Raw genomic sequence first — 12,249 nt, forward strand, 5'->3', positions numbered from 1 at the left:
ACCCGACATGAAATCGATCATTGCAAAGGCTCTGGCAGGCGTCGCCGTGCTGAGTCTCGCCGGCTGCGCCGTGCAGCCCGAAACGCACGCCGATCTGTCGCAAACGGTGCAGACGGTTGCGCCCGACGCGTGGAGCGTCGACGCCCCGCAGGCCTCCGTGAACGCTGACGCGTGGTGGAACGACTTCGGCGATCCGGTCATGCATCAACTGGTGGCGTCGGTGCTGGACGGCAACCTCGACGTGCAGGCCGCCGCTGAGCGCGTCAAGCAGGCGCAGTCGATCGCGACGCAACGTCACGCGGATCTGCTGCCTGAACTCGACGCAGTCGCGCGGGCATCGGATACACGCCAGAACACACCGCCGCCGCTGGGTTATGTGCGGCAGGCGGGCATCGGCCTCAACGCCAGCTGGACACCCGACGTGTTCGGCGGTGAGCGTCTCGCGCTGCTCGCGGCGCAGGCGCAGGTATCGGGCCGCAAGGAAGCGTTGAACGCGTTGCGCCTCGCGCTTGCCGCGAACACGGCGGCTGCCTATATCGACCTCCGCTGGGCGCAATCGCAGCTGCAGATCGTCAAGGATAACGAGCAGATCCGTAGCCGCGCGCTGCGTCTGACGCAGGAGCGCCTGCATTACGGTCTGTCGACGCAGCTCGACGTAGCGCGTGCGCAGAACCAGTTGTCCGATCTTCAGGCGCAGATTCCGCGCGTGCAGTCGACGATCCAGCATCAACTCAGCCTGATTGCGGTGTATTCGGGCCGCACGCCGGAGAGCGTCGACGGGTTGTTGCTCGCCAACGCGCAGGCGATCCCCGTGCCGTCGCAAAGCGTGCCGCAGACGCTGCCGTCCGAGGCGTTGCTGCGTCGCCCGGATGTGCGCACCGCGTATGCGGGCGTCGAACAACGCGCTGCGGAAGTGGGCGTATCGAAGGCGCAGCGCTATCCGCAGTTCAAGCTCAATCTCTCGGACGGTTTGCTTGCCGCGTCGTATCTCGGTCTGCCGACGCTGACTGACAACCTCTTCAGCGCGGCCCTGAGTGCGACGAGCCCGATTTTCAACGCCGGTCGCATCAATGCGGGCATTGATGAAAGCGAGAGCCGCATGCGTGAATCGCAGCTCGGCCTGCGTCAGACGATGCTGGAGGCCCTGAAGGAGGTCGAGGACACGCGCAGCGATCTCGTCAGCAGTTCGGAGCAGGTGCAACGGCTTGGCGGTGCGCTCAACGCGTCGAACCAGGCGCTGCGTCTGTCGAGCGAACTCTACAAGGGCGGCGCGTCGAGTTTTCTCGATGTGCTCGCAGCGCAGGAAGCGTATCTGCAGGACTCGGAATCGCTGAACCAGGCAAAGCGCGAACATGCGCTTGCCGCGGTTGCCTTGTATCGCTCGCTGGGCGGGGGTTGGGATGCGCAGGATTCCACCGATGTCGCGAGCACTCCCGTCACGCCCGCCGTGACGAACTGAAGCTGAACCTGAAACTCAACCAGAGAGAGACGACCATGAGTACACGTGAAATTGTGATCAGCAACCCGGTCAGAACGCCGATTGGCGCCTTCAACGGCACGCTGAAGGATGTGCCCGCAACGGATCTCGGCGCGGCCGCCGTGCGCGAAACGCTGCGCCGCAGCGGTATCGATGCGGCAGGCCTCGCTTCGGTGGTGATGGGCAATGTGATTCAGGCAGGCAACCGGATGAACCCGGCGCGGCAGGCCTCGATTGGCGGCGGTGTGCCCGTCGCGGTTCCTGCGCTGACCGTGAACCGGGTGTGCGGTTCGGGCGCGCAGGCGGTCATTTCGGCGGCACAGGAGATCGCGCTTGGGCTCGGCAATGTGGCTGTCGCCGGCGGCATGGAGAATATGGATCGCGCGCCCTATCTGCTCGACGGTGGCCGCCACGGTTATCGCATGGGTAACGCGCAGATTTACGACAGCATGCTGCGCGACGGTCTTGTCGACGCGTTTTCCAGCGAGCATTCCGGCTGGCACACTGAAGATCTGGTGACGCAGCTTTCGATCACGCGCGAAGCGCAGGATCGCTGGGCCGCACGATCACAGCAACGCTTTGTCGCCGCACAGGAACGCGGCGCGTTCGACGCGGAACTCGTCACCGTCGAAGTCAAGGGACGCAAGGAGCCCGTACGCTTCGCGCGCGACGAACAGCCACGCGGTGACACGACCGTCGAGATTCTCGCGAAACTGCGTCCTGCGTTTCGCCCGGACGGCACGATCACCGCGGGCAACGCACCGGGCCTGAATAGCGGCGCGGCGGCGATGCTCGTCGCTGAACGAGGCTTTGCGGAAGCGCACGGCATCGAACCGTTCGCGCGGATCGTGGCTTATGGCGTGGCGGCGGTCGAGCCGGGCATGTTCGGGCTGGGTCCGGTTCCGGCGGTGCAGATGGCGCTCGAACGGGCGGGCTGGACGCTCGCGGATATCGAACGCGTCGAAATCAACGAAGCATTCGCTGCCGTTCCGATCGCCGTCGCGCAAAAACTCGGTCTGCCGGACGACATCATCAACGTCGAAGGCGGTGCAATCGCGCATGGTCACCCGATCGGCGCAACCGGCGCGGTGCTGACCACGCGCCTGATTCACTCGATGCGACGCGACGCGCTGAAGCGCGGTATCGTCACGCTGTGTATCGGTGGCGGGCAGGGCATTGCGCTCGCGCTCGAAGTGCTTTGACGTCATCCGGAGCGCGTTCGATGGCGTAATGCAGCGTGCGTTGCCGTCCATGCATCAGAAGAAACTTTGCTACATTCTGCATAAGCACAGACGGACGGCGCGCACGCGCTGAACGGTTTATCCCAGGGAGACAAGATGCGAATACTGGTGGTGGGCGCGGGCGCAGTGGGCGGCTATTTCGGCGGGCGTCTGGCCGCGGCAGGACGCGACGTGACGTTTCTGGTTCGCGCGCAACGGGCGGAAGAACTGAAGCGCACGGGGCTTGTGATCAGAAGCCCGCGCGGCGATCTCACGCTGCGTGACGTCAAAACCATTCAGGCCAGCGATACGGCCGAACCGTTCGATCTCATCGTGCTCAGCTGCAAGGCGTACAGCCTCGACGATGCGGTGAAGGCATTTGCGCCGTTCGTCGGGCCGTCCACGGCGATTCTGCCGCTTCTGAACGGCATGGCGCATATCGATGCGCTTAAAGAGAAATTCGACGCTTCGCAGGTATTGGGTGGCCAGTGCGTGATCGCCGCGACGTTGAACCGCGAGCGCGAAATCGTGCATCTGAACGACTTGCATTCGATCACGTTTGGCGAACTGGCGGGCGGTTCGAGCGACCGTTCCCGCGCTATCGACGAAGCCTTGCAGGGCGCAGGCTTCGACGTCGCGGCGAGCGAATCCATTCTTCAGCAGATGTGGGCAAAGTGGGTATTTCTCGCGACGCTCGCGGCCAGCACGTGTCTTTTTCGTGCATCTGTCGGCGATATTCTCGCGGCGCCGGATGGCAGGCGTGTGATTGAAGGCTTTCTGTCGGAGTGTCGGGCAGTATCCGCGCACAATGGCTACCCGATGGGCGAGGACTTCGTGGCGCGCGTGAGCGGCACGCTCTTCGCCGAGGGCTCGCCGATGACGGCGTCGATGCTGCGCGATGTCGAAAACCGCTCGCGCATCGAGGCGGATCACATTCTCGGTGACCTGATCCGCCGTGGCGGCGTCGAGCAGCACAACGACGCGCAGCTCTCGCTTCTGCGTCTTGCGTACAACCATCTGAAGGCTTACGAAGCGCGGCAGGCGCGCGAAGCATAATCGCCCGCATGCATATTTCAGGTAGCCAGCCGGATGGACATCCACATCACGATTCAGGGTCGCCAGGATCTGGCCGGGCAGATCTATCGACAGCTCAGGGCGGGCATTGTCGAAGGCCGGCTGGCGGGTGGCGTTCAGTTGCCGTCGACACGCGATCTGGCGACGCAACTCGGTGTATCGCGCAAGACGACGCTCGATGTGTTCGAGCGTCTGCTGTCTGAAGGGTTTCTGTCGGCGCGGGCGGGCGCCGGTACGTTCGTCGCCGATGGCTTGCAGCGCCTGCCCGGCGAAAAGTCGTCGCACGCTAAAGCCGCCGAAGCGGCGAAGGTGCAACCCAGGGCAAAAGCACGCGAGATCTGGGACGAGCTTGCCGTTCCGCTCGCGCTCCCACAGCAGCACGCACAGGCAACGTTCGATTTTGTCGGCGGGGTGACGGACAAAGCGCTGTTTCCGTTCGACGTGTGGCGTACCTGCATCAATCACGCGCTGCGCGCGCAGGCGCGCGGCCGCGGGACCTATCACGACTCCGCGGGTGAGCAGGAATTGCGGCTTGCCGTATCACGCTACCTGGCGTTCAACCGCGCCGTGGTAAGTAACTGGGACGACGTCATCATCACGCAGGGCGCGCAGCAGGCGCTCGATCTGGTCGCGCGCGTGATGCTGCGCCGCGGTGAAGTCGTCGCGGTCGAAGACCCCGGTTATCCGCCCGCGCGTGCATGTTTTGCCGCGCTGGACACGAAGGTGGTAACGGTTCCCGTCGACGAACAGGGGCTCGTCGTGAGCAGGCTGCCGAAGAATGCGCGCGTCGTGTACGTCACGCCTTCGCACCAGTTTCCGCTTGGCATGCCGATGAGTCTGGAGCGGCGCGTCGAGCTGCTCGAATGGGCGCAGCAACGCGGCGCCGTCATCATCGAAGACGACTACGACTGCGAATACCGCTTTGAAGGGCGTCCGATGGAGCCGCTTAAGAGCCTTGATCGCGCGGGGCTCGTTGCATACGTCGGCACGTTTTCGAAGACCATTTTTCCCGAGTTGCGCATGGGTTATGTCGTGCCGCCAGTTTCGCTGCTGGGACCACTTCGCCGCGCGCGGCAGGTCGGCGACTGGCACGGCTGCACGTTGACGCAGACCGCGCTCGCCACGTTCATGCTCAACGGCGACTTCGCAAAACACCTGCGGCGCATGCACAAACACTACGCGGCGCGGCGCGCGATGCTGCTTTCGCATCTGCAAAACGGGCTCGCGCCGTGGTTCGATCCGATCGTGCCGACCGCAGGCATTCACCTTGCCGCAAGGCTCAGAGAGCCGCTTACCGAAGCCGCAGTGGTCGAGGCAGGACGCGCCGCATCGATCGGGCTGTATGGGATCGCGCCATTTTACGTGCGCGAAAAGGCGCGGCCCGGGCTGATCTTTGGCTACGGTGGAATCGGCGTCGAGCAGATCGACACGGCGCTCACCACGCTCGCCAGATTGATGCCGAAGCTCGCGCGCTGATCTTCGAAAAGCACCTGATACAGGCGCTCATTCGCTCGTTTCTACCTGTCATCGCGCTGTTGATTTCGCGATGCCCTGGTGTTTACCTCACTCTCCAGGACATCCGTCCAGCGATCCCCGATATACGTTTTACCCGCTAAAACAGGCGTCAAAATGTGTCACGGAGTCTGCGCCACGCAACAAACCTGCGGTGTTATGCATAAAAGATTCGCGCGAAACGCTAGAGCGCTTGTAGAATCCGGCGTTGAAGTGCGCGCATACCGCGTGCTCTTCAAGTGCATTCACTGACCACAACAGGTAGGAGAAACATGCCGACTTCCGCAAAAAAGGTGGCCAAGAAGGCTGCCACTGTACCGGCCAAAAAGGTTGCAGCGAAGAAAGTGCCTGCGAAGAAAGTAGCAGCTAAGAAGGTCGCCGTGAAGGCGTCCGGCGCACCGTCGCCGATCAAGGACACCTTCACGAAGGCCTCGCTGGCTGCACACGTCGCAGAACGTTCCGCTGTTGATCTGAAGGCTGCCAAGTCTGTCCTGGCCGCGCTCGAAGATACGATCCTCGGCGCCGTGCACAAGAAGGGCGCTGGCGAATTCACGCTGTCCGGTCTTCTGAAGATCGTTGTTCAAGCCGTGCCGGCGAAGAAAAAGCGCTTCGGCAAGGACCCGTTCTCGGGTGAAGAGCGCTGGTTCCCGGCCAAGCCGGCTAGCGTGCGCATCAAGGCACGCGCGCTGAAGAAGCTGAAGGACGCAGCAGGCGGCTAGGTGTTTCAGGTTCCGACCGGTCGCTTTCGGGCGGCGGTCGCGATCTGTCACGCAAGATGCAGCACAAGAGTCCCCTCGGGCGAAAGTCCGGGGGGATTTTTTTCGTCCGCCCTTTTTGGGTCGTTTTCCCCTTCCGCCGCCCGAACGACGGTTTTGTCACAGAACTTCCGGCAGACGTTGATGCACCGCAGTAGCGCATTGATCTGCGCAGCGGTACGATGGAGATGTCGTCCATGCCGGCCGGATGCGCTCTTCGGGTGCATTGAGCGCCCGAATTTAGCGTGAAAGTGAATGGCATAGCGCTTGCTTGAAGCTTTACTGTTGTCGAACACCGAATGCGCAGCGCATTCGCCTTCTATCCGACAAAAAGAGCGGGGCGTGACATGCGATGCTATGACGAGATGCGTCATCACGACGAGGTCGTGCGGCCGCACTATGCGCGGTTTGAACGCTGGCTTGTCCAGCAGGGCGGGGATGCGATTGCCCGCAAGCGTGCCGAAGCAGACCTGCTGTTCCGGCGCGTCGGGATCACCTTTGCGGTCAACGGCGATCTTTCCGGCACTGAACGGCTGATCCCTTTCGACCTGATTCCTCGCATCATTCCGCGTAGCGAGTGGCAAACGCTCGAAGCGGGCCTGCGCCAGCGCGTGCAGGCGCTCAACCTTTTCATCCACGACGTCTATCACGATCGCAACATCGTGCGCGCCGGGATTGTGCCCGCGGCGCAGGTGTATACGAACGCACAGTACCGGCCGGAAATGCAGGGCGTGAAGGTGCCGCTCGGCATCTATGCGCATATTGCGGGCGTCGACGTCGTGCGCGCGGGCGACGACGGCCAGTTCTTCGTGCTCGAAGACAACCTGCGTGTGCCGTCCGGCGTCTCCTACATGCTGGAAAACCGCAAGATGATGATGCGGTTGTTCCCGGAGCTGTTCGTACAGAACCGTATCGCGCCGGTCGCGCACTATCCTGACCTGCTGCTCGATACGCTGCGCTCGGTCGCGCCTGAAGGCGTCGATGAACCCGTGGTCGTCGTGCTGACGCCGGGCATGTACAACTCGGCGTATTTCGAGCACACGTTCCTCGCGCAGCAGATGGGCGTCGAACTGGTGGAAGGCAAGGATCTCTTCGTCGACGACAACTACGTGTTTATGCGCACGACGCAGGGGCCGAAGCGCGTCGACGTGATCTACCGCCGTGTCGACGATGACTTTCTCGATCCGCTTGCGTTCCGCAGCGATTCCGCGCTGGGCGTGCCGGGTCTGCTGACGGCGTATCGCGCCGGCCGTGTCGCACTCGCGAATGCGATGGGCACGGGTATCGCCGACGATAAATCGATCTACCCGTACGTACCGGAGATGATCGAGTTTTACCTCGGCGAAAAGCCAATCCTCAATAACGTCCCTACGTTCCAGTGCCGCAAGCCTGACGATCTCGCCTATACGCTCGCGCATCTGCCCGAGCTCGTGGTGAAGGAAGTGCACGGCGCGGGCGGCTACGGGATGCTGGTCGGGCCGGCTTCGACCGCTGCTGAAATCGAGTCGTTCCGCGCGCGGCTGATCGCGCGGCCGGCCGGTTATATCGCGCAGCCGACGCTGGCGCTGTCGGCGTGTCCGACGTTCGTCGAATCGGGCATCGCGCCACGTCACATCGATCTGCGGCCGTTCGTGCTGTCCGGCAAGACAACGACGATGGTGGCAGGCGGTCTCACGCGTGTCGCGTTGCAGGAAGGCTCGCTCGTCGTCAACTCGTCGCAGGGCGGCGGGACCAAAGACACGTGGATGGTCGACTGAAAGGGTGGTTGCATCTGCAACCAGTGAGGAACGCGCCGGCTAGATATTTCGCCGGTGACGAACGGAAAATGCCCGGTAACCAGCGCAGGCCTTGAGGCTTCAAGTCTTGCGCTCATCGATAACGGAAAGCCGTCATGCTAAGCCGCACTGCCGATCATCTCTTCTGGATGGCCCGTTACATGGAGCGCGCGGAGAACACTGCCCGCATGCTCGACATCAACCTGAAAGCGCTGCTGCTGCCGCAGACGCCTGAACAGGAAGCGCGTGCGCAGCGTTCGGTGCTGCGCATCTCCGAACTCGAAGGCGCGTTTGCAGAGCGCTACGACGAGCCCACGCGCGAACATGTGCTGCATTTCATGGTCGCCGATGCCGACAATCCGTCGAGTATCTATTCATGCCTGCAGGCGGCGCGCGAAAACGCGCGCGCCGTGCGCGGCACGTTGACCACCGAATGGTGGGAAACGATCAACGATACGTGGCTCGAATTCAACGAGCGTGCGTCTTCCGGGCAGTTGATGGCGCATCCGGTGGCGCTCTTCGAATGGGTCAAGTTCCGCTCGCATCTGTCGCGCGGCGTGACGCTCGGCACCGCGCTGCAGGACGACGCGTTTTTCTTCACGCAACTCGGCACGTTCCTCGAACGCGCCGATAACACCGCGCGGATTCTCGATGTGCGTTTCGCCGACGTCGAGCCGAATTCGCGCGACGCTGCGCGTCAGCTCGAAGATTTCTATTACTGGACGTCGATCCTGAGCTCGGTGTCCGCGCTCGAGATCTACCGCAAGGTGTATCGCGATGTCGTCACGCCGGCGCGCGTGGTCGAACTGATGATCCTGAATCCGCAGATGCCGCGTTCGCTGCTCGCGTCGCTCGAAGGCGTGTGCGCGAATCTCGCGATGCTGCGCACGTCGGGATCGAACCAGTGCGAGCGTTTTGCCGGAAAACTGCGAGCGGAACTGGTGTATTCCGACATCCGGCAGATTTTCGAGGCGGGATTGCACGCGTATCTGACGCAGTTTCTTGCCCGCGTGTTCGAACTCGGCGGACTGGTCGCGCGCACCTATCTGATGTTGCCGGTCGCCTGACGGAGCCTTATTCATGTATCTGACGATTCGCCACGACACCTCGTACCGTTATGAAGCGACGGTCCACTATTCGATCCAGCAATTGCGCCTGACGCCCGCAAGCGGCGGGGCGCAGGTCGTGCGTCGCTGGACGCTCGATGCGCCAGGCAAGCTCGATTCCACGCTCGACGCCTATGGCAACGTGCTGCACACGCTCGTGCTGAACAAGCCGCACAATGAGATTCGCGTGCGTGTGTCCGGGGAAATCGACACCTTTCCGCTGATCAATGGCCTGCTGCCCGATGGCGTCGGCCCGATTCCACTGGAGCACTTCACGTGCTCGACGCCCCTGACCGAATGCGATGCGGCGGTGCGCGAACTTGCGGCTTCGGTGGCTTCGCTCGATACGCCGGCTTCGCTGATCGCGTTGTCGGAGCAGATCATGCAGCGCGTGCAGTTCCAGCCGGGCGTGACCGAGGTCACGAGTACCGCGGCTGAAGCGCTGGCGCTCGGCAAGGGCGTCTGTCAGGACCACGCGCATCTGATGCTTGCGTGCTGCCGCGCGCGCGGCGTGCCGGCGCGCTATGTGAGCGGCTATATCGAACCCGGCGACGTCGAGCATGGCGCGAGCCACGCGTGGGTCGATGTGTGGATCGATGGGGTGGGCTGGACGTCGATCGACGTGACGCATGCGGCTTTCGCCAGCGAAATCTATTGCCGGCTTGCCGTGGCCCGCGATTATGAAGCCGCGTCGCCCGTGCGCGGTCGACGGATCGGCGGCCGGGAAGAGAAGCTCCATGTGTCGGTGTCGGTCAGCGCGCAGACGCCGCAGTAGAGCTTCATCCAGGGGTTGATGCGGCCTTCAAAAGGCCGCTGAAGCGCCGCAATACCGAAGGAAGCGTCAGAGGCAGTGTGCCGGCGCATTACAATAGCGGCGTTCTGTCGTTTTCCAGGTTGGCAATCATGACTTACTGCGTGGCGATGTGCGTGGATGAAGGGCTCGTGTTTCTCTCGGACACGCGCACCAACGCGGGCGTCGATCACATCAGCACGGCGCGCAAGATGTCCGTGTTCGAACAGCCCGGCGAGCGCGTGCTCGTGCTGCTGGGCGCCGGCAATCTCTCGCTGACCCAGGCGGTGCTCCAGGCGCTCAGCGAGCCCACGGAGCCCGGCAAACCGACGTTGTGGACGGTCGCAACGGTACCGGAAGCGGCCCGCGTGGTCGGCGATGCCGTGCGCCAGGTGTATCAGCGTGAGGCGCAGGCATTGCAGGAATTCGGCGTCGACTTCAACTGCAGCTTCATTCTGGGCGGACAGATCGAGTCGGCGGAAGGCGGCGCGGCTTCAGCGCCGCGTCTCTTCATGATCTACTCGGCGGGCAATTTCATCGAGGCGTCGAGCGTCAGTCCGTATTTCCAGATCGGTGAGTCGAAATATGGCAAGCCGATCATCGACCGTGTGCTCACGCCGTCGATGCCGCTCGATGAAGCAGCCAAATGTGCTCTGATTTCGATGGATTCGACGCTGCGCTCGAATCTGTCGGTCGGGCTGCCGCTCGATCTGCTCGTCTACGAAAAAGACACGCTGCGTGTGACGCGCTTCGTCTCCGTCGATCAGGACAATGCTTACTATCAGATGATTCACCGCACGTGGGGCGAGCAGCTGCGCCAGGTGTTCAGCGGGATCCCCGATCCGGCGTGGGAGAACTCGGGTGACGTGCCGCTGCGCAAACGCGGCCGGGCGCCGGTCGTGTCGCCGCATGAGGCGTCCGACAATTTGGCCGGGCACGCGGACATGCAGCCTGCGCAGACGCTTGCGCAGGCGGATGCGCAGAAGAAGCAGCGCTAGTTACCCGAACCGCTACAAGCAGAAAAGCCGGACATTGTCCGGCTTTTCTGCTTTCTGACGCCAGCTTCGGCGGAAGTAAAAAAGCCAGCCATCGACTTGCGCCTCCGGCTGGCTTTCTACAGCGTCTGCTTCAGCTGCGTAACAGGTTCTGTGCTTAGAACTTGTGACGGATACCCAGGCTGACGATCGTCTGGTTGACGCTGTCCGAGTTGAAGCCATAGTCAGCCACCGACGCCACCGACGACGTCAGCGGAGCGCCAGCTGCATCGCGCTGGTGTCCGTTAGCATGTTGCCATGCGCCGACCAGGTACACGTCCGTGCGCTTCGACAGGTTGTAGTCGCCGCCCAGCGAGATCTGGTTGTACGACGCGCTCGAGTCGCCTGCGCCGTGCGTGTACGTATAGCCAAAGCCCACCAGCGCTGCCGACGTGACCTGATAGTTCACGAAGCCTGCACCGACGTTGTAACGCTCGGTCGAACCGAAGCCCGATTGCGCGTCTGACTTGTATTGTGCGTTGCTGTAACGCAGACCGAACGTGAACGGACCTGCCACGTATTGCGCAGCGACCGAGCCAATGCCGATCGACTTGGCGCCAGCGTAGGCCGAGTTTTCGATGCCGCCGTCAAACGTACCGTCCGACGTGCTGCTCCAGCCCGGACGAACGACTGCGGTCGTCGACGTGTTGGACATGCGGATGTAGCCAGCAGCGATCGCGAACGGACCCGTTGCGTACGTTGCAGCAGCGGCCCACGTCTGGCCCGAGCCCGTCTTGCCTGCGACGCCGCCCAGCGCGTACATACCTTCGAACTGGAAGCCACCCCAAACCGGCGAAGCGTACTTGATTGCGTTGTTCGTACGCGAGCTGTTGTCGTTGTTGTCGACGTCGCCTGGCGTGGTGAACGTGCTGCCCCAGTAGTTATCAGCCGTCAGCGGCTGGACCAGGTCAACCACCGGATCGTACTGACGACCGATGGTAGCCGTACCCCACGAGTCGCCCGTCAGGCCGACGTACGATTGACGACCAAACAAGCGGCCGCCTTGATTCGATTTACCGGTGTTCGGGTCAAAACCGCTTTCCAACTGGAAAATCGCCTTCAGGCCGCCGCCCAGGTCTTCCGTACCCTTCAGGCCCCAGCGATTGCCCTGCAGGTTACCTGCAGCCATGTTCCACAGGCTGTGGCCACCGACGTTCGAAACGTACTGGATCGAGTCGTCCAGCACGCCGTAGAGGGTAACGCTGTTTTGAGCGTGCGCCGCACCCGCGGTGCCCAGCAGTGCCAGCGAGAGGGTAGATAGTGCGAATCGTTTCATCATTTCTCCACGCAAATGATTGGTTTAGTTGTTGCGGATTGGAGAATAGCTCAGTGTGTCTTAAGGTAAGAACTGAAAAAAAATGAGTGTCTCTAAAAAGTGACACAGGGCCAGACGCCTTATAAATAAAGCTTGCCAGCCAGTATTGCTAAAACAGCAATATTGAATCGTTGACCGCGCAATATTGTTGTTTCGTTGACAGTGATCGTCGACAATTGCTGAAAATGTTG

General features: G+C 62.3%; 10 protein-coding genes. 9 read left to right on the forward strand and 1 reads right to left on the reverse strand.

Features of this window, described 5'->3' with window-relative positions; genetic code table 11:
- Window positions 1-7 precede the first annotated feature (7 nt).
- The 9 genes from P3T16_RS07875 to P3T16_RS07915 all read left to right on the forward strand — a co-directional run bounded on the left by P3T16_RS07875 (window position 8) and on the right by P3T16_RS07915 (window position 10,707).
- Window positions 8-1,459, forward strand: a complete 1,452-nt coding sequence (locus tag P3T16_RS07875) for an efflux transporter outer membrane subunit (protein ID WP_429341812.1) — start codon at window positions 8-10, stop codon at window positions 1,457-1,459.
- A gap of 35 nt (window positions 1,460-1,494) precedes the next feature.
- The gene (locus P3T16_RS07880) at window positions 1,495-2,679 is read left to right on the forward strand and encodes a thiolase family protein (RefSeq protein ID WP_429256041.1); all 1,185 of its coding nucleotides are present in this window, start codon (window positions 1,495-1,497) and stop codon (window positions 2,677-2,679) included.
- Between the two features lie 135 nt (window positions 2,680-2,814).
- Window positions 2,815-3,753, forward strand: coding sequence for a 2-dehydropantoate 2-reductase (panE, locus tag P3T16_RS07885; RefSeq protein WP_429341813.1), 939 nt, complete (start codon window positions 2,815-2,817; stop codon window positions 3,751-3,753).
- Window positions 3,754-3,786: 33 nt separating this feature from the next.
- Window positions 3,787-5,247: a PLP-dependent aminotransferase family protein gene (locus tag P3T16_RS07890; RefSeq protein WP_429341814.1), complete on the forward strand. Its 1,461-nt coding sequence runs from the start codon at window positions 3,787-3,789 to the stop codon at window positions 5,245-5,247.
- Between the two features lie 308 nt (window positions 5,248-5,555).
- Window positions 5,556-6,002 (forward strand): HU family DNA-binding protein, encoded by a 447-nt coding sequence (locus P3T16_RS07895; protein ID WP_429256038.1) that lies wholly within the window; start codon window positions 5,556-5,558, stop codon window positions 6,000-6,002.
- A gap of 383 nt (window positions 6,003-6,385) precedes the next feature.
- On the forward strand, window positions 6,386-7,795 hold the full coding sequence (locus tag P3T16_RS07900; RefSeq protein ID WP_429256037.1) for a circularly permuted type 2 ATP-grasp protein: 1,410 nt from the start codon (window positions 6,386-6,388) through the stop codon (window positions 7,793-7,795).
- A 134-nt stretch (window positions 7,796-7,929) separates the two neighbouring features.
- Window positions 7,930-8,880 carry an alpha-E domain-containing protein gene (locus P3T16_RS07905; protein WP_429256036.1) on the forward strand — a complete coding sequence of 317 codons (951 nt, stop codon included), beginning with the start codon at window positions 7,930-7,932 and terminating at the stop codon, window positions 8,878-8,880.
- 13 nt (window positions 8,881-8,893) lie between these two features.
- On the forward strand, window positions 8,894-9,694 hold the full coding sequence (locus tag P3T16_RS07910; protein WP_429256035.1) for a transglutaminase family protein: 801 nt from the start codon (window positions 8,894-8,896) through the stop codon (window positions 9,692-9,694).
- Between the two features lie 128 nt (window positions 9,695-9,822).
- Window positions 9,823-10,707, forward strand: a complete 885-nt coding sequence (locus P3T16_RS07915) for a peptidase (RefSeq protein ID WP_429341815.1) — start codon at window positions 9,823-9,825, stop codon at window positions 10,705-10,707.
- 154 nt (window positions 10,708-10,861) lie between these two features.
- On the opposite strand, the gene P3T16_RS07920 is transcribed toward P3T16_RS07915, so the two are convergent.
- Entirely contained in the window at window positions 10,862-12,019 is a 1,158-nt protein-coding gene (locus P3T16_RS07920; protein ID WP_429256033.1) for a porin, read from the reverse strand.
- Between the last annotated feature and the right edge of the window lie 230 nt (window positions 12,020-12,249).

The sequence above is a fragment of the Paraburkholderia sp. GAS42 genome (assembly GCF_050436565.1).
GTDB lineage: Bacteria > Pseudomonadota > Gammaproteobacteria > Burkholderiales > Burkholderiaceae > Paraburkholderia.

Bases quoted from the DNA above. Each gene is read 5' to 3' on its own strand.
- P3T16_RS07910 (WP_429256035.1), top strand. From the start codon at position 8,894: ATGTATCTGACGATTCGCCACGACACCTCGTACCGTTATGAAGCGACG.
- P3T16_RS07905 (WP_429256036.1), top strand. From the start codon at position 7,930: ATGCTAAGCCGCACTGCCGATCATCTCTTCTGGATGGCCCGTTACATG.
- P3T16_RS07915 (WP_429341815.1), top strand. From the start codon at position 9,823: ATGACTTACTGCGTGGCGATGTGCGTGGATGAAGGGCTCGTGTTTCTC.
- panE (WP_429341813.1), top strand. From the start codon at position 2,815: ATGCGAATACTGGTGGTGGGCGCGGGCGCAGTGGGCGGCTATTTCGGC.
- P3T16_RS07895 (WP_429256038.1), top strand. From the start codon at position 5,556: ATGCCGACTTCCGCAAAAAAGGTGGCCAAGAAGGCTGCCACTGTACCG.
- P3T16_RS07920 (WP_429256033.1), bottom strand. From the start codon at position 12,019: ATGAAACGATTCGCACTATCTACCCTCTCGCTGGCACTGCTGGGCACC.
- P3T16_RS07875 (WP_429341812.1), top strand. From the start codon at position 8: ATGAAATCGATCATTGCAAAGGCTCTGGCAGGCGTCGCCGTGCTGAGT.
- P3T16_RS07890 (WP_429341814.1), top strand. From the start codon at position 3,787: ATGGACATCCACATCACGATTCAGGGTCGCCAGGATCTGGCCGGGCAG.
- P3T16_RS07880 (WP_429256041.1), top strand. From the start codon at position 1,495: ATGAGTACACGTGAAATTGTGATCAGCAACCCGGTCAGAACGCCGATT.
- P3T16_RS07900 (WP_429256037.1), top strand. From the start codon at position 6,386: ATGCGATGCTATGACGAGATGCGTCATCACGACGAGGTCGTGCGGCCG.